The organism is Pseudomonas frederiksbergensis (assembly GCF_035751725.1).
In the GTDB taxonomy this organism is placed as follows: Bacteria; Pseudomonadota; Gammaproteobacteria; order Pseudomonadales; family Pseudomonadaceae; genus Aquipseudomonas; species Aquipseudomonas frederiksbergensis_A.
This window is the reverse complement of record NZ_CP142104.1, coordinates 3,262,338-3,284,956: the sequence shown is the minus strand read 5'-3', so window position 1 is coordinate 3,284,956 and position 22,619 is coordinate 3,262,338. Positions and strand designations below refer to the sequence as shown.

Genomic DNA, 22,619 nt, shown 5'->3' with positions numbered 1-22,619 from the left:
GCCCATCATGTACCCATTGACGCTCGACGATATCGAACAAGCGGCTCGCCAGGTTTACCAAGTCATGCCTGCCACGGCCCAGTACGCCTGGCCGTTGCTGGCGAAACGCCTCGGTTGCACGGTCTGGGTCAAGCACGAAAACCACACCCCCACGGGCGCGTTCAAGGTGCGCGGCGGCATCACCTTCATGCATTGGCTCAAGCGCGAGCATCCGCAAGCGAAAGGGATTGTCACTGCGACCCGGGGCAATCATGGCCAGAGCCAGGCACTGGCGGCGAGCGCGGCGGGGCTGAGGGCATTGATCGTGGTGCCCGAGGGAAACTCGGTCGAGAAGAACGACGCCATGCGTGCCTTCGGTGGTGAAGTGATCGAGTACGGCCGCGATTTCGATGAGGCCCGGGAAGAGGCGGCTCGCCTGGCGCAGGCCCAGGGGCTCTATCTCGTTCCGCCGTTTCATACCGAATTGGTCAAGGGTGTCGCCACCTATGCCTTGGAACTGTTCACGGCCGTGCCGGATCTGGATACCGTCTACGTGCCCATTGGTTGCGGTTCCGGAATCTGCGCGGTCATCGCGGCCCGCGACGCCCTGGGCTTGCAAACCCAGGTCGTGGGCGTGGTGTCCACCGAGGCAACGGCGGCGAAGCGCTCATTCGAGACGGGTAAAATTTGCGAAACCGCCTCGGCCAACACCTTCGCCGACGGCCTGGCCGTGCGTAAGCCGATTCCAGAGGCCTTCGCCGTCTACGGCGCTGGAGCGGCGCGGATCGTGGCGGTCAGCGATCAAGAGATCGCCGAGGCCATGTGCGTCTATTACACCGACACCCATAATCTGGCCGAAGGTGCCGGCGCTGCGGCGTTGGCGGCGCTTATCCAGGAGCGCGGGAAAATGGAGGGGAAAAAGGTTGGGGTTATTCTGTCCGGCGGCAATGTCGACAGGTCAGTGTATGCCCGCGTGATCGGCTAGTGGCCATGGCTGGTTATCGAAGCGCTATTGACTATCTTGTGACTTAATCTTGGATTGGTCATAAGTTGTCAACCTTCCTTGGGGTGCGTAAGCTGCCCCCATGAACCAGCCATCCATTGCATCCCCCAGCGTCCGTGGACCCGTCGATCACGAAATTCGTGACCAGATCATCGCGGCTGCCCATGAACATTTCAGCCAGTACGGCTTTGGCAAGACCACGGTTTCCGACTTGGCCAAGGCCATCGGTTTCTCCAAGGCGTACATCTACAAGTTCTTCGATTCCAAGCAGGCCATCGGCGAAGCCATCTGCTCCAATTGCCTGTCGACGATCGTCCAGGCCGTGGAAGAGGCGATCAATGTGGAGGGGCTCTCGGCGACGGAGCGCTTGCGCAGGCTGGTCAAGACGCTGGTGGTCACGGGTGTGGACCTGTTCTTCAACGACCGCAAGCTCTACGACATCGCCGCATTTTCGGCGTCGGAGCGCTGGCCCAGTTCCCAGGTGTACAACGAACGGATCAAGGGTTTCGTGTTGCAGATCGTGCGCGAGGGGCGTGAGCTCGGCGAGTTTGAACGACGCACGCCGCTGGACGAAACGGTGGAGGCCATTCACCTGGCCTTGCGGCCGTTCGTCAACCCGTTGCTGCTGCAATACAACCTCGACTTCGTCGAGGAAGCCCCCACGCTCACGTCCAATCTCATTCTGCGTAGCCTGATGCCCTGAGCTCGGCTGGAGGGCACCTCCGGTCGTTGATTGGTGACTATTCTCTTAAACGTTCACCTTGTCGCTACAGGGCCATCTTCAGGTGCTTGCCACCCACCGCCAAGCGCCCGAAATGCCGCAACCGCTGCCCGGGCCGATTCGGTTCGCGCTTGCGCTCGGGCATCGGACGCTTGCAGCAATGTCTCGTCCGCATTGAGCACGTCGATCAGGCTGGCGGTGCCTTTCTGGTAGGCGATGAAGGAGGATCGGCGCGCTTGCGTCAGCGAGGTTTCGCCCTCGGCGAGGGTGGTCGCCTGGGCTTCTCGATTGACCAGGGCGCTAAACGCATTTTCGACGTCTTCGGTGGCGCGCAGCACGGACTGGCGATAAGCGGCCAGCGCTTCGGCTTCCTGGCCCTTGGCCTGGTCGATCTGGGCGTTGATGCGGCCGAAATCGAAGAGCCTCCAGCGCAGCCCCAGCACACCCGCCGATTGGCTCGCGCCGCCGCTCAAGAGATTGCCGCCGGATACCGCCGTGGCGCTGCCAAGCAAGGCGCTGAGGGAAAATTTCGGGTAGTACTCGGCGACGGCTTCGCCGATGCGCGCATTGGACGCCGCCAAGCGTCGTTCAGCGATGATCAGGTCTGGCCGGCGGCGTAGCAGGTCCGCCGGCGTTCCGGTTGTGGTTATTTGCGGAGCCAGGGGAATAGCGCGCTGCTCTGCCAGTTGTAACCGATGAGTGCCGGGCGGCGTGCCAAGCATGACATCCAGCGCATTCATCGCGGCGTCCAGGCCAGTCTGCAGCACCGGCACGGTGGCCTGCACCTGTGACAATTGCCCCTCGGTCTGGTGGACTTGGTAATTGGCGGCCAGGCCTTTGCTGTAGAGCAGCCGGACTTTTTCCAGCAAGTCCTGCTGCGTGGTGACCTGGCGCTTTGCGATATCCAGCCGCGCCTGCAGGCCGCGGGCGGCAATGTAGATATCCGCGACTTGAGCGGCGACGGCCAGTCGCGTGGCGACGACACCGGCTTCTGACGCCTGGTATTCGGCCATCGCCGCTTCGCGTCCGCGTCGTAGGCCGCCGAACGCGTCTATTTCCCAACTGGCGCCGAGGTTGAGTTCGTACAGGTTTCCGTAGCGGTCATAGCCGGGTGTCGAATCCAGCACCTGGCCGAGCGGGGTCTCGACCGATTGATAGGCGCGTGCCGCCTGGCCGTTGATGTTTCCCGAGGGCAGCAAAGCGGCATTCGCGGCACCCAGGCCCGCTCGGGCTTGGGTGACACGTGCCGATGCCTGCGCCAGGTCCAGGTTCTGCTCGAGGGCCTTGGTGATAAACGCGGTGAGGGTTGGATCACCAAATGCTTCCCACCAACGGACCAAGTCGGCTTGGGCGCTGGCGGAGCTTTGTTCGACCGAAGGCTGACCGACGTAACGACTCGAAAGCGGGGCGGAGGGACGATGGTAATCCGGACCGACTGCGCAACCTGCCATTAAGCTGGTGCCTAGGAGAAAAGCCAGGGGACGAAGGGGTGGCATGGAACAATTCCTTGGGGCTGTGCAGAGGGTGACCATATCACTATGCAGTCACATCCTGTCAATTCGCGTCCAGCCTTGAAGTGAAAGCTTTTTTCCAAGCCTGCCGGGATCGCAAGCGCCGACGAGAGTGTGACTGGGTTGTGACGATTGACAGAATTAGTCACTGGAATGAGAATGCGCTTTTCATCCTGTCCGCTCAAGAAAGGGACCTTATGCTCCGGCGTCGACCTGTCACCCTTGCCGCTTGCCTGTTGCCTCTCGTCCTGACGGCGTGTGGCGAGTCATCCACCGAGAAAGATCCGCGCACGCTTGCGCCCTTGGTGAGGGTTGCGCAGGTACTGGGTTCGCCCGACCAGTCGCGCTCGTTTACCGGCGTGGTCACGGCGAGGGTCCAGAGTGACCTGGGCTTCCGAGTGTCGGGCAAGATACTGGAACGACTGGTCGATACCGGCCAGACCGTCAAGCGGGGTCAGCCGCTGATGCGCCTGGACCCCGTCGACCTGGGCCTGCAAGCGCGAGCGCAACAGGAAGCGGTTGCCGCCGCTCGGGCCAGGGCGAAGCAGACCGCCGATGACGAGGTGCGTTACCGGGACCTCGTCGAAGCCGGCGCCATCTCAGCCTCGGGCTACGACCAGATCAAGGCTGCGGCCGATACCGCCAGGGCGCAGCTCAGCGCGGCCCAGGCGCAAGCGGACGTCGCCCGCAATGCCTCCGGGTATGCCGCACTGCTGGCCGACGCCGATGGCGTGGTAATGGAGACACTGGCCGAGCCTGGACAGGTCGTCGCCCCGGGACAGATCGTGGTGCGGCTGGCGCGGGCTGGCCAGCGCGAAGCCGTGGTGCAACTGCCCGAGACCCTGCGGCCGACGGCAGGCTCCGTTGCCCAGGCGACGCTCTACGGCAAGACCAGCGAGGCCGTCACTGCGAAGCTGCGGCTGCTGTCGGATTCCGCTGATCGTGTGACGCGCACCTTCGAGGCTCGGTATGTGTTGGAAGGCGCGCTCGCCAACGCGCCGCTGGGTTCTACGGTCACGCTTCGGATCGCCGCGGGGACTCGCTCGGAACAGGCGCTGCAAGTGCCGATCGCGGCCCTGTACGACGCGGGCAAGGGCAGCGGTGTCTGGTTGATCACCGGGGAACCGGCGACAGTCACCTGGCGTCCCGTCCAGGTGCTCGGCTTGAGCGATGATGCCGCGCAGGTCTCGGGTGAGCTGAAAAGAGGCGAGCAGATTGTTGCGCTGGGTGCCCCTCTGCTGCGCGAAGGGGAGGCGGTGAGGCTGGGTCAACCGATAGACACGAAGGTTGCGGGGAATCGCCCATGAGCTTCAACCTTTCGGCGCTCGCCGTCCGCGAGCGTTCCATCACGGTATTCCTGCTGTTGCTGATCGCCGTGGCGGGCGTCCTGGCGTTTTTCCAACTGGGCCGCGCGGAAGATCCGCCGTTCACGGTCAAGCAACTGACAGTCATCACGGCCTGGCCAGGCGCGACAGCCCAGGAAATGCAGGATCAAGTCGCCGAACCGCTGGAAAAACGCCTGCAGGAGCTGAAGTGGTACGACCGCACCGAAACCTATACCCGTCCCGGCCTTGCGTTCACGATGGTGTCGCTGGTCGATCGCACGCCGCCGTCGCAAGTGCAGGAAGAGTTCTACCAGGCACGCAAGAAACTCGCTGACGAGGCGACCAAGCTACCGGCCGGGGTTATCGGGCCGATGGTCAACGATGAGTTCTCCGATGTGACCTTTGCCTTGTTCGCCCTGAAAGCCAAGGGCGAGCCGCAACGACTGTTAGTCCGCGATGCCGAGGCGCTGCGCCAGCAACTGCTGCATGTGCCGGGCGTGAAGAAGGTCAATATCATCGGCGAGCAGGCCGAACGGATCTTCGTCTCGTTTTCCCATGAGCGCTTGGCGACCCTGGGCGTGTTGCCCCAGGATATTTTTGCCGCCCTCAACAGCCAGAACATGCTCACGCCCGCCGGCTCCATCGAAACCGTAGGGCCACAGGTGTTCCTGCGCCTGGATGGCGCCTTCGACAAACTGCAGAAGATTCGTGACACGCCGGTGGTCGTGCAGGGGCGTTCGTTGAAATTATCGGACGTGGCGACCGTCGAGCGCGGCTACGAAGATCCGGCCACGTTCAGGGTGCGCAACGGCGGTGAAGAGGCACTGTTGCTGGGCGTCATCATGCGCGAGGGCTGGAACGGCCTGGACCTGGGCAAGGCGCTGGACGCGCAGATTAGCAAGATCAACCAGGACATGCCCCTTGGCATGACGCTGACCAAAGTCACCGATCAATCGGTGAACATCGACTCGGCGGTCGGTGAGTTCATGGTCAAGTTCTTCGTCGCGCTGCTGGTGGTGATGGTTGTCTGTTTCCTCAGCATGGGTTGGCGCGTCGGCGTCGTTGTCGCGGCGGCCGTGCCATTGACGTTGGCCGTGGTGTTCGTGGTCATGGCCGCCACCGGCAAGAATTTCGACCGCATCACCCTCGGTTCGCTGATCCTCGCGCTCGGGTTGCTGGTAGACGACGCGATCATCGCCATCGAAATGATGGTCGTGAAAATGGAGGAGGGCTACGACCGCATCAAAGCCTCCGCGTATGCCTGGAGCCACACGGCCGCGCCGATGCTCTCCGGTACGCTGGTGACCGCCATCGGCTTCATGCCAAACGGTTTCGCGCAATCGACCGCTGGCGAGTACACCAGCAACATGTTCTGGATCGTCGGCATCGCCCTGATCGCTTCCTGGGTGGTCGCGGTGGCCTTCACACCGTACCTGGGCGTGAAACTGTTGCCCGATATCAAGCAGGTCGAAGGCGGCCACGCAGCCATCTACAACACCCGCCATTACAACCGCTTCCGCCAGGTGCTGACGCAGGTCATTGCGCGCAAATGGTGGGTGGCCGGTACAGTGATCGCGACATTCGTGGTGGCGATCCTTGGCATGAGCCTGGTCAAGAAACAGTTTTTCCCGACCTCGGACCGGCCCGAGGTGCTGGTGGAAGTGCAGATGCCGTACGGCACCTCCATCGAGCAGACCAGCGCCACCACCGCCAAGGTCGAAGCCTGGCTGCAACAGCAAGAGGAGGCGCGGATCGTCACCGCCTACATCGGCCAAGGCGCGCCGCGTTTCTACCTGGCAATGGCGCCGGAGCTGCCCGATCCGTCTTTTGCGAAAATTGTCGTGCTGACGGACAGCCAGCAAGCGCGCGAAGCCCTCAAGTTCCGCCTTCGCGAAGCGCTCGCCGAAGGGCTCGCCCCAGAGGCGCGGGTGCGGGTGACGCAACTGGTGTTTGGCCCGTATTCACCGTTCCCCGTGGCTTATCGGGTGATGGGGCCTGATGCGGCGAAACTGCGCGAGATCGCCAGTCAGGTCCAGGGCATCATGCAGGCGAGCCCGCTGATGCGGACCGTCAACATCGATTGGGGGCCGCTGGTGCCGACCCTGCACTTCAACCTCGACCAGGACCGCTTGCAGGCCGTGGGGCTGACGTCCAACGCGGTCGCCCAGCAGCTGCAATTCCTGCTCAGCGGTGTGCCGATCACGGCGGTCCGCGAGGACATCCGTTCGGTGCAGGTGGTGGGCCGCGCTGCCGGGGACATCCGTCTGGATCCGGCCAGGATCGAAGGCTTCACCCTGGTCGGCGCGACGGGCCAGCGTATACCACTGTCCCAGGTGGGCGAAGTCGATGTGCGCATGGAAGATCCGATCCTGCGGCGTCGTGATCGCACGCCGACCATGACCGTGCGCGGCGACATCGCGGAAGGCTTGCAACCACCGGACGTTTCGACCGCGATCATCAAGCAGTTGCAACCGGTCATCGACACGCTGCCCGCCGGCTACCGGATCGAGCAGGCCGGCGCCATCGAGGAATCGGGCAAGGCCGGCAAGGCCATCGTGCCGCTGGTGCCAATCATGGTCGCCATGACGTTGCTGATCATCATCCTTCAAGTCCGTTCGATCTCGGCGATGATCATGGTGTTCTTGACGGCACCGCTGGGCCTGATCGGAGTAGTGCCGACGCTGCTGATCTTCAACCAGCCATTCGGCATCAACGCGCTGGTCGGCCTGATCGCGCTGTCTGGGATCCTGATGCGCAATACGCTGATCCTGATCGGGCAAATCCATCACAACGCCAACGAAGGTCTCGACCCGTTCCACGCAGTGATCGAAGCCACGGTGCAACGGGCCCGCCCGGTGCTGCTCACGGCGCTGGCGGCGATCCTGGCATTCATTCCCCTGACGCACTCGGTGTTCTGGGGCACGCTGGCCTACACGCTGATCGGCGGCACGTTCGTCGGCACCATCATGACGCTGGTGTTCCTGCCGGCGATGTATTCCATCTGGTTCAAGATCCGTCCTGATACGAAGAGGGCTTCATGAAAAATCGCGAAGGTCAAAAACGAATCGTCGTCACCGGCGTTGGCATGGTAGGACCGTTGGGGTGCGCGGTGGAAGAGGTCTGGAAGCGCTTGTTGGCCGGGCACTCCGGCATTCGCAACCTGTCCGCCGACGTGACCGACGGCACTGGGGTTGCCGTGGGCGGGCAGGTGCCGACCCTGGAGGAGGATGGCATCGCCGGTTACGACCCGGAGCGCCTTATCGCGCCCAAGGATCGCAAGAAGATGGACCGCTTCATCGAGTTCGCCCTGGTGGCGGCCCACGAAGCGCTCGAGCAGGCTGGCTGGCATCCTGTCGAAGCCGTCGATCAGGAGCGGACCGCGACGATCATCTCCTCGGGCGTGGGTGGTTTTGCCACGATTGCCGATGCGGTGCGCACCACCGATGCACGCGGCCCGCGTCGATTGTCGCCGTTTACCGCGCCGGCTTTCCTGGCCAACATGGCGGCCGGGCAGGTCTCGATCCGGCATGGTTTCAAGGGACCGCTCGGTGCGCCTGTCACCGCGTGCGCCGCCGGCGTACAGGCCATTGGCGATGCGGCTCGGCTGATCAGGAGTGGCGAGGCGGACATTGCCCTCTGCGGTGGGACCGAGGCGGCGATCGACCGCGTGACCCTGGGTTGTTTCGCCGCGGCGCGGGCGCTGTCCACGGGATTCGCCGAGCGTCCACAGGAGGCCTCGCGGCCGTTCGACCAGGGTCGCGACGGCTTCGTCATGGCCGAAGGCGCCGGATTGCTGGTGATCGAGTCGCTGGAGCACGCCCTGGCCCGCGGCGCCAAGCCGTTGGCAGAGCTTGTGGGATATGGCACCAGCGCCGATGCCTATCACCTGACTGCAGGGCCGGAAGACGGCAATGGCGCCCGCCGTGCCATGGAGCAGGCTCTGCGCCAGGCGGGCATCAACCCCGCCGAGGTGCAACACATCAACGCCCATGCGACATCCACCCAGGTGGGCGATGCCGGTGAGTTGGCGGCGATTCGCGCGGTATTCGGTACGGATTCCGGCGTGGCGATCACCTCCACCAAATCCGCCACCGGGCACCTGCTGGGGGCGGCGGGCGGCATCGAAGCGATCTTTACGGTCCTGGCGCTGCGCGATCAGGTCGTGCCGCCGACGCTGAACCTCAATCATCCCGATGAGGCTGGCAACGGGCTCGATCTGGTCGGCCTGAAGGCGCGGCAGATGCCGATCACCCATGCGTTGTCGAATGGGTTCGGTTTTGGTGGCGTCAACGCCAGCGTGTTGTTCCGTCGTTGGCAAGACTGACGGCGGATCAGCGGCGCAGGAAGAACAGCACCAGCGCGACCAGGCAGGTCAACGCCTGGATCGCGCCCACGGTCAGGATGGGGGAAAAGCTCAAGACCGAGGCTAACCAGGTCGTCAAGGCTGCGGCACCCATCGAGAGAAAACCCAGCAGCGCCGAGGCCATCCCGGCCTCCCTGCCGAAAGGCCCCATGGTGATCGCCGTACCCAACGGGTTCGCCAGCCCCATGCCCCAGAGGAATGTCACCATCGAAACGGCATACCAGCCGAGGCCTGGATAGGCCGGCCCGACGATGAGCAGCCCCCCGCCAACCATGGCGCAGGCGATCCCCAGCAGGGCAACGTGCCGTGGGCCGAAGCGGTGGGCCAGGCGCGGTGCGGCCATGCCGGCGGCGAACACGACGAACACCGTGGATGCGAAATACAGGCCGGCCTGCACCGACGTCAGGCCGATGCCTTTCATGAGGATGGCCGGGGCGGCGGCGAAAGAGGCGAACAGGCCGCTGAGCAACAGGCTCATCGACAGGGCGGGGAAAATAAAGCGCTTGTCCACCGCCAGCCTGGCGTAGGCGCGCACGACGCTGCCGGTGGAGTGCGGCGCGCGGCGATCGGCGGGATGCGTTTCTCCAAGATCGCGGACATAGAAGAACGCCAGCACAACGGCGGCCAATCCCACCAGGATGAAGATGGCGCGCCATCCAAGCGTGACGGACAGCACGCTGCCCGCCAAGGGTGAGAAACCTGGCGCGGCGGCGGTGGCGACCATCGTCAACGACAGGGCGCGGGCCAATGTCTCGCCTTCGAACAGATCCCGTGCGATGGCGCGCGACAGCACCGAGGCCGCGCACACGCCCAATGCCTGGACGATGCGTCCGGCGATCATGACATCGAGCGTGGTGGCGAGCCCTGCGATGACGGTGCCGACGATGAACACCGAGAGTCCGCCCAGCACCAGTTTCTGGCGTCCATAACGATCAGCCAACGGCCCCACCACCAACTGGCCCAGGGCGAAGGTGACGAAATAACTGGAGAACGTCAGGCCCAGTTCGCGGGCGGTCACGCCGAGCTCATCGCCGATGACCGGGAACGCCGAAAGGATGATATTGGTGGAGAGCATGCCGATGGCCGCGAGGCCTGCGAGCAGCGCCACGACTCGGCCGGTCAGGGCGGGGCTCGATGCCTGTGGCTGCGCAGCTTCAATCACTGATGCATTTCCGGTTTCCATGAAACAACCCTCTTGGCCGGTTTTTGGCTGGCTTATGATGATCGTAATATGACGGTCGTCATCTGATGCGTCAAGGTCAAAAGAGGATTCAGGAGGATGGGTGATGAGGGGTTTCGAGCGGGGCGCCAGAAGCGTTGGCAGGGCGTGAAATGACTCGGTCGACGCTTGTCGGCGCCGACCGAGCCAGGCGGGTTACCAGCGGAAGTTGACGGAGGTCACCAGCTCACGCTCGTCGCCGTAGCGGCAGATGGCGGCTTCACAGTAGACGTATTTTTTATTTGTCACGTTGTTCGCGTTGAGGGAAACGTCCCAGTTCTTGTCGATCTGGTAGCTGGCCATGGCATCGAACAGGGTGTAGGCCGGCAATTGTGAATCGATGCCCGACGCCTGGGTGGTGCCCTTGTAGCGCGCGCCGCCGCCCACCTTCAGTTGTGGTACGCCGAACAGGGCGAAGTTGTAGTCAGCCCACAGCGCGGCTTGGTGGTAAGGCGTATCTTCGCTGCGCTGGCCCACTTCGCTCTGGATTACGCTCTTGGTGATGCGCGAATCGGTGTAGGCGTAGGTCGCGATGACCGTCAGTTGAGGCGTGACGTCGCTCTTGGCTTCCAGTTCCAGGCCTCGGGAGCGCTGTTCGCCGATCTGCTGGGGATTGTTGCCGGCCAGGTCGCGCTTGACGACGTTTTCCTGCGTCAGCTCGTACACCGCTGCGCTCAACAGCGTGTTGCTGCCTGGAGGCTGATAGCGGATACCGATTTCGTACTGCTTGCCTTCGGTCGGCTCGAACGTCTGGCCTGGCGCGTCGGCTACCGCCACCGGGAAGAACGATTCGCTGTAGCTGATGTACGGGGCCAGGCCGTTGTCCGCTTCGTACACCAGGCCGGCGCGCCAAGTGGTGGATTCGTCGTCCTGGCTCAGCTTCTGGCCGGTGGCGAAGCCTTCCTGGTCCTGGTCGGCCCAGTCATGGCGACCGCCCAGCAACAGAAGCCAGTGATCGTCGAACTTGATCTGGTCTTGCAGGTAGATGCCGGTCTGGAAGGTGTCGATCTGCGAACCGCGGTCACGGCTGCGATCCTTGTTCACGACCACCGGTTGGCCGTAGTTGTAGTCGCCGATATTGATTGAGGACGTGTTGGCGCGGAAGTTATGCGAATCATACGAGGCATCGTAGGTATCTGCGCCCACCAGGAAGGTGTTCTCGATGCCGCCGATGTTCCAACGCGTCTCGATGTTGGTGTCGCTGGCCAACGCCCGGGAGCGCTCGCGCCGGTCGCTGTACTGGCGACGAAGGACGCCGGTATTGGCTGCTCCGTTGATGGCAGCCGCGCTGGTCTGCGCCTGCAGATACTTCCACTTCACATCCGCTTCGTAGTAACGCAGCTTGTTGCTGATACGGGTGTGTTCATCAAAGCGGTGTTCGAACTCATAACCGATGGCGGACATCTCGCCATTCATGTCGTCGTAGTCGGGCTCGCCGATGAAATCGTGGCGGCCGATGGTGACCGGCCCGTTGCCCACGCCTTTGACCAATTGGTAGGGCAGCGGGGCGGAGAAGCGGGTGTCGCTCTTCTGGTAGAACGAAAGCAGGGTCAGCGAGGTGTCTTCATTAGGGCGCCAGGTCAGGGCCGGGGCGATGTAGAGCTTGTCGTCATTGATGTAGTCCTGCTGGGTGTCGCTGTCGCGCTTGAGCATGGTCAAGCGGTAGCTGAGGACCTCGCTGTCGCCGAGTGGGCCGCTGAAGTCGGCGGTCAGTTGCTTGCGGTCATGGTTGCCGTATTGCATCCCCAGCTCATGCTGCGCGGTTTCGGTCGGGCGTTTGCTCACGCCGTTGACGAAGCCACCGGGCGACAATTGACCGTACAGCACCGACGCGGCGCCGCGCACGACTTCCACGCGTTCCAGGCCATAGGGTTCCTGGACACCGTCGTAGGAGTTGTACTGTAGGCGCATGCCGTCGCGCAGCGAGCCGCCGGTGGCGGATTCGACGTCGAAGCCGCGCATGCGGAACCGGTCGGAGGTGCGGTTGAAGCTGCTTGGCTGGCTGGTGAAGCCAGGGGTGTAGCTCAGGGCGTCCGCCAGGGTGTCCGACTTGCGATCGCGCATTTCGTCGGCGGTGACCACGGACACCGACTGGGGCGTTTCGGTAATGGCTGCGTTGGATTTGGTGGCGCTGCCGTTGCGCAGGGCGACTTTGCCGGCCAACGGCGCCGTAGGGTTTTCCACGGCGGCGGCGTTGATGTTGATTTCGCCGAGTTGAAGAGGGGCGTTGGCGGCAGCGTCTTCCTGCGCGGCGATCGCCTGTGCTGAAAAGATGCTCCCCAAAGCCAGGGCCAGGGTGCTCAGGTGAAACGCTGGATGACGCGAGACGTAACGTTTATCGGTGCCAACTGTTGTTTTTCTTACGAGCATCGAGGAAGTCCTTGGGGGTCGTTATTGATCTTCGCAGGCCTGCCATCCCGGTCCGGCGGGATCAGGCACGCGAGCGAGGTTAGTGTCTACTGGCCATAATTTGACTGTGAATGATAAGGGTTTGCATTAATATTGTCAGTCTTGTAGGGAAATTATTTTAGTTTCGACATATTCTGTGGCCCACTTTTGGGCCCCCGATGGGTTTTGCGGCGTTATCACCGGGAAACGATTGCGCGGGATCGGTACGATGGACGATTCGATCAAGCCCTCTAGGGCGGTGGAGGGACGGTCATGCTGAAAGCCAGCAATGTGCGGCTGAGCTATGGCGAGCAACAGATTCTCAACGGTGTCAGCCTGGACATTCCCGAAGGCTGCTTCACGGCGTTGATCGGGGCCAACGGCTGCGGCAAGACCACGCTACTGAATGTGCTGGCGCATATGCTGCGCCCGAGCGCTGGCGAGGTGCACCTGTCCGGCAAGGCCCTGGGGCAGTATTCGCGCCGGGCGCTGGCGCAACGCATGGCGCTGTTGCCCCAGCGCACCACCTCGCCGGCCGGCATGAGTGTCCGGGAGCTGGTGATGCAGGGACGTTTTCCCTGGCAGAGCTGGTGGCGCCAGTGGTCCGAGCAGGACCAGCAGGCCATTGACCGCGCCATCGACCTGGCGGGCATCGCGCCGTTGCTCGATCGTTCACTGGCCACCCTGTCGGGCGGACAATTGCAGCGCTGCTGGATTGCCATGACCCTGGCCCAGGACACCCCGGTAATCCTGTTGGACGAGCCCACGACGTTTCTCGACATCGCGCACCAGATCACCTTGCTCGAACTGCTGGTGGATCTGCGCGAGCAAGGCAAGACGGTCGTGGCCGTGCTCCACGATCTGAACCAGGCCGCGCGTTATGCCGATCACCTGGTGATGATGCGCGAGGGACGTTTGCTGGCCCAGGGCGCGCCCGCCGAAGTCTTCACCCGCGAAAACCTCAAGGCAGTCTTTGACCTGGACGCGCACATCATCACCGACCCCTATTCGGGCGACCCGCTGTGTGTCCCGCAAACCAGCCGTAGCCAGCCGTCGGCTGTGCGGGAGGCGATGTGAGTCACGGATTGCGATTGCCGGTGTGGCTGGGCCTGTTGCTCGCCATCGGCTTGGCCGCGCTGCTGCATCTGGCGGTAGGCGCCAAGAGTATTCCCTGGAGCGAAGCCTGGCAGGCGCTGGTGGCTTATGCGCCGGACAACGCCGACCAGAGCGTTATCCGCGGCAGCCGCCTGCCGCGCCTGTTGGTCGCGATGCTGGTGGGGGCCAGCCTTGGCATGGCCGGGGTGATCATGCAGGCCGTGGGCGACAATCCATTGGCTGACCCGGGCATCCTCGGTATCAATAGCGGCGCGGCGTTGTTCGTGGTGTTCGGCTTGCTGGTGTTGCCGGGGCACGACCTGTCGATGATCCCGCTGTTCGCGTTCAGCGGTGCCCTGGTGGCGGCCATCGGTGTCCTGCTGCTGGCGGGCAGGGGCCATAACCCGATCCGCCTGACCTTGTCCGGGGCGATGATTGCGGCGTTGTTCAGCGCCATTACTTCGATCCTGTTGTTGCTCGACCAGCAAGGGCTCGACAGCCTGCGTCGCTGGCTCACCGGGTCGATCGGCGTGACCGGAGGCTCGATGCAGGCATGGGTCTGGCCCTATGTCGTGTTGGGCATGGGCTTGTGCCTGATCAATGTTCGGGCCCTGAATGCTCATCGACTGGGGCCGCAGGCCGCGGCCGGCATGGGCGTCAATCTGTTGAAAATGCGCCTGTTCGGCCTGGCCTCCGTGGTCCTGCTGTCAGGGTGCGCCGTGGCGCTGGCAGGGCCGATCGGTTTTGTCGGGCTGGTGGTGCCTCACACTGCGCGGCTGTTGTTTGGCGACGATTATCGGCGGCTATTGCTGGCCGCGCCCTTGCTCGGCGCGCTGCTGCTGATCCTGGCGGACATCGCCGCACGCACCGTGGTGCGGCCCTTCGAGCTCAACACCGGGATTGTCACGGCGCTGATCGGCGGGCCGATTTTTGTCGCGCTGGTGTTGAGGAAAGTCAAATGACGCGCCTGGGACTGACGTTGCCCAGGGCGCTGCCATTGCTGCCTTGGGTGGCCCGGCCCGTCGACGTGATCTCGGTACTGGTGCTGATTTTCGCATTGGTTGCCTTGTCGCTGTACGCGCTGACCGTCGGCAGTTATTCGTTGGGGGTTGCCCAGGCCTGGCAAGCGTTGTGGTTCCCCGGACAGGTCGACTCGACCATGCGCAATCTGCTTTGGGAGTTGCGGCTGCCGCGTGTCGCGCTGGCGATCCTTGCCGGCATGGCCATGTCACTGGCCGGCCTGTTGATGCAGTCGTTGACGCGCAACCCGCTGGCGGCGCCGGGCCTGGTGGGCGTGGAGTCGGGCGCCAGTGTGACGATGCTGCTGATCATCGTGCTCTGGCCCTCGCTGCTGCCCCTTGAACTCTATCCGCTGGCGGCATTGGCGGGCGGCTTGGCCGTGGCATTTTTCGTCGCGCTGTTGTCGTGGCGCCAGGGCATTTCGCCGCTGCGGCTGATCCTCGTCGGCGTCGGGCTTACCGCCATGCTCAGCGCGGTGGCTGACCTGCTGATCACTTACGGCAACATCGACCAGGTGGAGTCGGCCCTCATGTGGCTGGGTGGCAGCTTGCATCGCGCTGGCTGGGCACAGGTGCACAGCCTTGGCGTCTGGCTGTTGCTGGCAGGTGTTCCGTTGTTGTTTTTCCATCGCCAGTTGAACCTGTTGCAACTGGGCGAAAAAGTCGCGCTCAGCCGCGGCCTGAATGTCACCGGCGTGATGATTTTCCTGTTGCTGTGCAGCGTCATGTTGACCGCGGCGGCCGTGGCGAATGTCGGTACCATGACGTTTGTCGGGTTGGTGGCTCCGCATCTGGCGCGGCAATTGGCAGGCGATCGCCACGGTGCGCTGATGCCCTTGTCGGCGTTGGTGGGGGCGTTGCTGGTACTGGCGGGCGATACGCTGGGCAGGGGGCTTTTTCCGCCGTTGCAGTTACCGGCGGGGCTGGTGGTCGCAATCATTGGCGCGCCTTACCTGATCATATTGTTGGCGCGCCAACGCAGTCGCTGAGAAACACAGCGACGCTTATCTTGAAATTATTGGAGGCAAACGCGTGCGGGGAAGGGTGAAAGCAATATTCCAAGGGTTGGTGGGCATGCTGTGCGTGCCGTTGGCGTTGATGTCCATGCACGTCGGCGCGGCTGAAACCAAGGTGTTCGAGAACAGCTTCGGCCGGGTCGAAGTGCCGGTCTCACCTCGTTGCATCGTTTCCCTGCACGACTTCAGCCTGACCACTCAGTTGCTGGAGTTGGGGATCAAGCCCTGCGGCTCGACAGGGCGCAAGAAGCTGTTTTCGGACGTGCTGTTTCGCGGAGCCCAGGAGCGCTTCGATGTGACCGGCATCCAGTACATCGGCTCGCACCAGTCGCCTGACCTGGAGGCCATTGCCGCCCTGAAGCCTGACCTGATCGTCGGCCTGTCCTATCACGCCGACCTCAAGGAAAAGCTCAGCAAAATCGCACCGGTCGTGCTGTTGCCTTCGCGGGAAAGTGACATCAAGACCTACGCCAAGCAACTGGCCGAGCTGGTGGGCAAGCAGCAACGCTATGAAGAAATGCTCCGCGAGTACGAGTGGATCGTCAGCGAGTTCAAGAAGCGGGTCAAAGACCCTTCGCGCATCACTGTCACGACCCTTGAGGTCTATACCGACGGTTTCCAACTGATCGGCCGGGGCGGAATGGATGACGTCATCGCTGATTTCGGCCTCGGCCGTGTCGCCGCTTATCGTGAAGCGCGCCAGAACGTGCCGTACAGCCTGGAGCGAATCGGCGACTTCGACAGTGATTTCATTATCGATACCTACGAAGAACTGCTCGATTCGGAGGCCAGCACGGCGGCGTTTCGCCAGTCGCCTCAATGGCAGAACCTGTTTGCGGTGAAGAACCGCCAGTTTCTCTATCTGAACCGCAGCCGCTACGCCGATACGATGCAGGGGTTGCTGGGTTCCGCCTACCTGTTGATGTCCCATATCGCTGAACGGGAGAGCGTGCTCCAGGCCAAATGATTTGTGTCGATTGTCATACAAACGTCATTAATGACAATGATTCTCTATTGCGGTTGTTACTCGTTTGTATTAGTTTGTGCTCTCAAAAAAAACACGCTCATCGGAATGGCGAGGGATCACAAAATGGAAACTGGTTTGGCGCGTGCACAGGTTCAATCCATGGAAGGCTTGCCGGGCAACGAGCGGACCTTGCCGTTCATCTTCCAGGCGCCAACCAGTGGTGCCGCCTGGCAGGACAGCCGAGCGCAGATCCTGCAGGCGGTCGAGACCGAGTTGCCGCGTGTCGGCGGCATCCTGTTTCGTGGTTTTGCGTTCAATGGTGAGGCGGACTTCGAAGTATTCGCCCGCAGTTTCGGTCACGAATTGCTGACCTACGACTACGCCTCGACGCCGCGCACCAAGCTCAACAACCGGGTCTACACCTCCACCGAATACCCGGCCCACCAGGTGATCCCGCTGCACAACGAGCAGTCCTACTCGCTCAACTGGCCGATGAAGATCTGGTTCCACTGCGTACAGGCATCTGCGGTGGGCGGCGAAACCCCCATCGCCGACAGCCGCCAGGTCTACCAGCAACTCGATCCGGCGATCCGCCAACGGTTCGCCGAGAAGCGCCTGATGTACGTGCGCAACTACGGCAACGGTCTCGATTTGCCCTGGCAACAGGCGTTCAGCACCGAAGACCGTGCGCAAGTCGAACATTTCTGCCGCGCCAACCAGATCCAGTTCCAATGGAAGGATGACGGCGAGCTGTCCACGCGCCAGGTCTGCCAGGCCGTGGCCCAACACCCGGTGACCGGGGAGTGGGTGTGGTTCAACCAGGCGCATCTGTTCCATATCTCCAACCTTGCCGCGCCCGTGCGTGAGACGCTGATTTCCATCGTGGGCGAAGAGGGCGTGCCGCGTAACGTCTTCTATGGCGATGGCTCGCCTATCGAGCTGGATGCCCTGGAGCATGTTCGTGCGGTATTGCAGCGCTGCCAGGTGAGCTTCCCCTGGCAGGCGGGTGACGTGCTGATGCTCGACAACATGCTGGTGGCCCACGGCCGCTCGACATTCCAAGGCGCACGAAAGGTCGTGGTTGCCATGGCCGAGCCTGCTCCGGCGGGTTGAGCCCGACGCACTTGCATTAAGCCGCCGCATTGGGCGGCTTATTCCAAACAAGCAAAAATGAAGGACATCAAATGCTCGATCGCCTGATGCATCGCTGCTGGCTGCGTGGAATTCGCCTGTCGGAAGCCGAAGGCCAGTTGGTTATCACCCCCGGATCACCCAAGGCCCTGGACGATGAACTGGCGCGCGAACTGACGACGCATCGCGCCGATGTGCTGCAATGGCTGGCCTTGCACCCCGATTATTTTGCGGCACGCCCGCTGACCGATAACGAGCAGGCGCTCTGGTTCCTGCAGCGCCTGGAGCCGGACAGCTGCGCCTATAACATTGCCTACGCCGGACGCATCAAGGCGCAGTTCGTCACGGAGGATTTGCCCCAGCGCCTGCAAGGCGCCTGGGAAACGGTGCAGCGACGTTATCCGATGCTGTGCACCGCCTATGCCGAACGCAATGGCGACCTGTTGCAGTGGAGCCATCGCGAGCACGTCCGGCCGCTGGAGCGCGTGACGTTGCAGGCGGTCGACGCGCAGGCATTGCAGCAGCGCATCATTGAGTGGGCCGATAAACCATTCAACCTGGAAGCCGGCGACGTCAGTCGGGTCGTCCTGTTGAGCAACACCCAGGCCGGACGTGTCGAGCACAGCGTGCTGCTGGTGATTCATCACATCGCCGCCGACTTGGCCACCTTCTACATCGTGCTCAATGAACTCTTCGCGCTGATCAACGAGCAAGCATTGCCCGCTGTGAACCCGGATGCGTATCGCGATTATTGCAGCGACTTGCACGTGCGCAGCGAAGCCGCCGAACCGGCGGAGCTGGCATGGTGGCAAGCGCAATTGGACGGTGCCCCGGCCTTGGAATTGCCGACCGATTTCCACTACGGCAGCAACCAGACGTTCCAGGGAGGCGAGCTGTCGGTTCGTTTCGACCCGGCCACCACGGCGCGGATTCGTGCCGTGGCCCGTCAATGGGGCGTGACGCCTTACATCTGCTGGTTCTCGTTGTTCCAGCAGTTCCTCGGCGTGTTGTCCGGGCAGGATGACTTCGTCCTGGGCACGCCCAGCGGCTGGCGCCTGCGCCGCGAGCACGTCCATTTGCCGGGCTATCTGGTCAACCCGCTGCCGATCCGCTGCCGCTTGCAACCCGAGCTGTCCAGCGGCGATTGGGCCAGGCAAGTGGATGCCTCCGTCAAGCAAGCCCTGCAACACCGTCACTATCCGTTCTCGCGCCTGGTCAAGCAGTTGGAGCTGCCACGGCAAGTGGGTCGGGCGCCGCTGTTCCAGCACATGTTCACCCTCAACAAGGAGCGCATCGCGCCGTTCGAACAGTACGTTGACCGCCTGCTGTCGGAGCAGCGCGGCGCGGCCCATGAATTGAACATGGTGGTAATCGACGAGGAGGAGGGCTTCCTTTGCCGCTGGCGCTACAGCAAGGCCTTGTATCGCCGTGAAACGGTCGAGCGCTATCGCGATCAGTTCGTTGCCTTGGTCCACGCGGTCATCGAGCAGCCGGACGTGCCGTTCGCCGGGCTCGACTGGCTGCCGCCCGCGCAACAATCGATCCTCAGTGGCGAGGACCTGCCGGTCCCGGTCAACAACGCTTGGCAGGCCTTCGTCCAACAGTGCGTTCAAAAGCCCGAGTCGATTGCCCTGCAAGACGAGCAAGGCACGCTCAGCTATGCCGGACTCGGCCGGGCAGTGGTGGCCCGTGGCGAGCGCTTGCAGGCAGGCGCGAACCTGGAGGGCGCGCGCATCGCCTTGTGCCTGCCCCGCAGCCGCGAGCTGGTGATGCACATGCTTGCGGCCTGGCAGTGCGGCGCCACCTACCTGGCCCTCGATCCTCAGTGGCCGCAGTCGCGTTTGCAGGACATCTGCCAGGATGCGATGCCCAAGGTCTGGGTTGGTGAAGGGCTGCGTCCCGGTTGGTTGCCGGATTCGGTGCGCTGGCTATCGTTGCCAGGTGCCGAGTTATTGAGCGAATCGCCGTTGCGCGCGTCGTTGGCCGCGGACCTGCCAGCCTACGTCGTCTACACCTCCGGCTCCACCGGCCGGCCGAAAGGCGTGGCGGTCAGCCAGGGCAACCTGGTCCATTACGTGGCCGGCTGCCTGGAACGCCTGGACCTGCCGGCCGATGCCAGCCTGGCCAGCCTGGCCAGTTGCGCCACGGATTTGGGGCACACGGCCTTGTTCGGTGCCTTGCTCAGCGGCCGTCGCCTGCGGCTGTTGGCCGAGGAACTGGCCTTCGACGCCGAAGAGCTGGCGGCTGTGCTTGAACGCGAGCCCGTGGACCTGCTGAAAATCGTACCGTCACACCTCAACGCCTTGCTGGTCGCCAACGATCCGCAACGCTTATTGCCGCGCCAATGCCTGGTAACCGGTGGCGAAGCCTTGGGCCATGAACTGGTTTCGCGGTTGCGGGCATTGAAGCCGGACCTGCGCATCGTCAACCACTACGGTCCCAGTGAAACCACCGTCGGGGTGTTGACCCATGAGATCGATATCAAAGGCGCGGCACCGTTGGGTCGACCGCTGCCCAATGTCCAGGTCAGCGTCCGTTCCCCCGATGGCCGCCTGCTGCCAATCGGCGTGAGTGGCGAACTCTGCGTGCAGGGCAAGACGGTTGCGCTGGGTTATCTCAGCGCCAGCGACGCCGACCGCAGCCGCTTCGGAGCCCATGGCTATCGCACCGGCGACCGGGCGCGGCTCAATCATCAAGGGCAGGTGGAGTTTCTCGGTCGGCTCGATGAGCAGGTCAAGATCCGCGGTTATCGGGTCGAGCCGGCGGAAGTCGCGGCACGACTGCGGGCGATGCCGCAGGTCAGCGATGTGCAGGTATTGAATAACCCTTCGCCGTTGACGGGCAACCGCCTGGTGGCGTTCCTGGTCGCGCCGGCGAGCGCGCTGGCTGATATTCAAGCCGCCCTGCAAGCGCAACTGCCGGACTATATGCAACCGGCCCAGTGGCATTGCCTCGATGGGTTTGCCTTGTTGCCCAACGGCAAGGTCGACCGCAAGGCATTGCTGCAGTTGGCCGAGCAAGCGCCGGCGACAACGTCGGCGACGGCTCCTGTCGAGCAACCCTTGGACGCGGTCGAAAGCGCGTTGCTCGACATCTGGCGCGGGCTGCTCGGCAATCCCGACCTGGGGCCCGATGACAACTTCTTTGCCCTGGGCGGCGACTCGATTCTCGGCCTGCAGATCATTGCCCTGGCGCGCCAGCAAGATATCGGGATGACGCCCAAGCAGTTGTTCGCCGAACAGACCGTGCGCGCCTTGGCTCGAGTGGTACAAACGCCACAGCGCAGCCTTGAGCAGCGTCTGCTCGACATCGCTCGCGAGATTCTCAATAACCCCGGACTGCAGGTCGATGACAATTTCTTCAGTGTCGGTGGCGACTCGATCCTGAGTTTGCAGATCATCGCCCGGGCCAAGCAGCAGGGGCTGCAACTCAAGCCCAAGCAGATTTTCGAGTTCCCGACCGTGCGCGGTTGGGCCGGGCAGGTGGTCGATCTCGGCGCGGTGAAGGAGGGCGCTGCATCGGCCGTGCTTGAACCTGCCACAGCGTTTCCCCTGACACCGATCCAGCAATGGTTTTTCGCCCAGGAGCAAACCGAGCCCGGGTACTGGAACCAATCGTTGCTGCTGGCGTTGAACGCGCCGTTGGAACAGGCGCGATTTGCCCAGGCCGTCGGTGCGCTGCTGCAGCGTCATGCCAGCTTGCGCCTGGTCTTCGAAGCGTCGGCGCAAGGTTGGCAGCAGCGCTACCAGGCGTTTTCCCCAAGCCAGCTCGACGGGTTGTTTCAGGTCGAGGATGGAGCGTTGGATGACGCGCTGTTGAAACGCTGGCAACAAGGCTTCGATCTGGGCAAGGCGCCTTTGATTCGCTGGGTGTATTTCCCCCAGAGCCAGGCGTTGTTGTGCACGGCGCATCACTTGCTTGTCGACGCAGTGTCCTGGCAGGTTCTGCTGCAAGAGCTGGAAAGTCTCTACCTGCAACCGAACGTGGCGTTGCCTGCCGTTTCGGCGGGTTTCCATGCATGGAGCGAGGCCTTGCAGGAGCATCGTCGCGAGCCTGCCGTCCTGGCCCAGGTTGGCTACTGGCAGGAGCAGTTGGCCGCCGAACAGAGCGTTCCTCGACAGCCCAATCCGTACGGCGAAAGCCGCACACTGGACATGCAGCTGTCGGTCGAGCACACGCAATGGCTGCTGGGCGATTGTCACGCGGCCTACGGCACCCAGGTCCAGGATCTGCTGGTGGCCGCATTGGCCGGTGTCATCGGCCAATGGCAGGGCCGTGAGCGCGTCACCCTTGAGCTGGAAAGCCACGGGCGCAGCGGTTGGGAGCAGGGCCCCGAATTGTCGCGCTCGATCGGTTGGCACACCAGCCGCTACCCGCTCGCGGTTGACACTGCCCGGGACTCGGAAGCCTCGATCATCGCGGCCAAGGAAGCCCTGCGCCGCGTCCCTGAACAAGGCATCGGCTACGGCCTGTTGCGCCAGGATCCGGCCCATGGCCTGGGAGCAGCCTCACTGCTGACCTTCAACTACCTGGGGCGGGTCGACCAATGGATCGGCGCATCGAGCCTCTGGCGCCTGGCGCGGCCGGTGTGCCCCGCAATGCGTGCCGAAAGCACCCGCCGCACCCATTGGCTGGACGTGACGGCGCTGGTCAACGAAGGCCAGCTACACGTCGAATGGCGTTATGCGCCGAAGGTCCACGACCCGGTGTTGGTGGACGAACTGGCGCGCCAGTTCCAGCAGCGGATCACTGCGTTGCTGGACCACTGCCAGGCCCCGTCGGTGGGCCGCGCCACGGCTTCGGACTTCGCCGACTCCGGCCTGTCCGACGATGAATTCCTGGGGCTGCTCGAGCAACTAGAGCAATGAGCCCCCGCGTCCCA

At 63.2% G+C, this 22,619-nt stretch carries 14 protein-coding genes; 11 read left to right on the top strand and 3 right to left on the bottom strand.

Annotated elements, in window-relative coordinates; all coding sequences use genetic code 11:
* The first annotated feature begins 7 nt into the window (after positions 1 to 7).
* The gene (locus VQ575_RS14510; protein WP_039589875.1) at positions 8 to 964 is read left to right on the top strand and encodes a threonine dehydratase; all 957 of its coding nucleotides are present in this window, start codon (positions 8 to 10) and stop codon (positions 962 to 964) included.
* Between the two features lie 100 nt (positions 965 to 1,064).
* Positions 1,065 to 1,685 (top strand): TetR/AcrR family transcriptional regulator, encoded by a 621-nt coding sequence (locus VQ575_RS14505; protein ID WP_039589877.1) that lies wholly within the window; start codon positions 1,065 to 1,067, stop codon positions 1,683 to 1,685.
* Between the two features lie 53 nt (positions 1,686 to 1,738).
* Here the strand turns inward: VQ575_RS14505 and VQ575_RS14500 are convergent, their stop codons facing one another.
* Positions 1,739 to 3,199: an efflux transporter outer membrane subunit gene (locus VQ575_RS14500; RefSeq protein WP_325917760.1), complete on the bottom strand. Its 1,461-nt coding sequence runs from the start codon at positions 3,197 to 3,199 to the stop codon at positions 1,739 to 1,741.
* A 212-nt stretch (positions 3,200 to 3,411) separates the two neighbouring features.
* On the opposite strand from VQ575_RS14500, the gene VQ575_RS14495 reads away from it, so the two are divergent.
* From VQ575_RS14495 to fabF, 3 genes are read left to right on the top strand one after another with little or no spacing between them, the layout of a single operon-like run.
* Positions 3,412 to 4,521, top strand: a complete 1,110-nt coding sequence (locus VQ575_RS14495) for an efflux RND transporter periplasmic adaptor subunit (RefSeq protein WP_325917759.1) — start codon at positions 3,412 to 3,414, stop codon at positions 4,519 to 4,521.
* Complete coding sequence (locus VQ575_RS14490) at positions 4,518 to 7,580, top strand: efflux RND transporter permease subunit (RefSeq protein ID WP_325917758.1); 3,063 nt, start codon at positions 4,518 to 4,520, stop codon at positions 7,578 to 7,580. Before VQ575_RS14495 ends, VQ575_RS14490 begins: the two co-directional genes overlap by 4 nt.
* Complete coding sequence (gene fabF, locus VQ575_RS14485) at positions 7,577 to 8,863, top strand: beta-ketoacyl-ACP synthase II (protein WP_039589884.1); 1,287 nt, start codon at positions 7,577 to 7,579, stop codon at positions 8,861 to 8,863. The genes VQ575_RS14490 and fabF overlap by 4 nt, the downstream gene beginning before the upstream one ends.
* Positions 8,864 to 8,870: 7 nt before the next feature.
* Here the strand turns inward: fabF and VQ575_RS14480 are convergent, their stop codons facing one another.
* Together VQ575_RS14480 and VQ575_RS14475 are read right to left on the bottom strand one after the other, a co-directional pair.
* Entirely contained in the window at positions 8,871 to 10,085 is a 1,215-nt protein-coding gene (locus VQ575_RS14480; protein ID WP_325917757.1) for a multidrug effflux MFS transporter, read from the bottom strand.
* A 192-nt stretch (positions 10,086 to 10,277) separates the two neighbouring features.
* Positions 10,278 to 12,491 (bottom strand): TonB-dependent siderophore receptor, encoded by a 2,214-nt coding sequence (locus tag VQ575_RS14475; protein ID WP_046509638.1) that lies wholly within the window; start codon positions 12,489 to 12,491, stop codon positions 10,278 to 10,280.
* 291 nt (positions 12,492 to 12,782) lie between these two features.
* On the opposite strand from VQ575_RS14475, the gene VQ575_RS14470 reads away from it, so the two are divergent.
* From VQ575_RS14470 to VQ575_RS14445, 6 genes are all read left to right on the top strand, one after another.
* Positions 12,783 to 13,586 (top strand): ABC transporter ATP-binding protein, encoded by an 804-nt coding sequence (locus VQ575_RS14470; protein ID WP_039589888.1) that lies wholly within the window; start codon positions 12,783 to 12,785, stop codon positions 13,584 to 13,586.
* Positions 13,583 to 14,566 carry a FecCD family ABC transporter permease gene (locus tag VQ575_RS14465; RefSeq protein WP_325917756.1) on the top strand — a complete coding sequence of 328 codons (984 nt, stop codon included), beginning with the start codon at positions 13,583 to 13,585 and terminating at the stop codon, positions 14,564 to 14,566. Before VQ575_RS14470 ends, VQ575_RS14465 begins: the two co-directional genes overlap by 4 nt.
* Positions 14,563 to 15,612, top strand: a complete 1,050-nt coding sequence (locus VQ575_RS14460) for a FecCD family ABC transporter permease (protein WP_039589892.1) — start codon at positions 14,563 to 14,565, stop codon at positions 15,610 to 15,612. Before VQ575_RS14465 ends, VQ575_RS14460 begins: the two co-directional genes overlap by 4 nt.
* A 55-nt stretch (positions 15,613 to 15,667) precedes the next feature.
* Positions 15,668 to 16,606, top strand: coding sequence for an ABC transporter substrate-binding protein (locus VQ575_RS14455; protein ID WP_325917755.1), 939 nt, complete (start codon positions 15,668 to 15,670; stop codon positions 16,604 to 16,606).
* Between the two features lie 123 nt (positions 16,607 to 16,729).
* Positions 16,730 to 17,719 (top strand): TauD/TfdA family dioxygenase, encoded by a 990-nt coding sequence (locus VQ575_RS14450; protein ID WP_052680794.1) that lies wholly within the window; start codon positions 16,730 to 16,732, stop codon positions 17,717 to 17,719.
* A gap of 71 nt (positions 17,720 to 17,790) precedes the next feature.
* Positions 17,791 to 22,605: a non-ribosomal peptide synthetase gene (locus VQ575_RS14445; RefSeq protein ID WP_325917754.1), complete on the top strand. Its 4,815-nt coding sequence runs from the start codon at positions 17,791 to 17,793 to the stop codon at positions 22,603 to 22,605.
* The last annotated feature ends 14 nt before the right edge of the window (positions 22,606 to 22,619 follow it).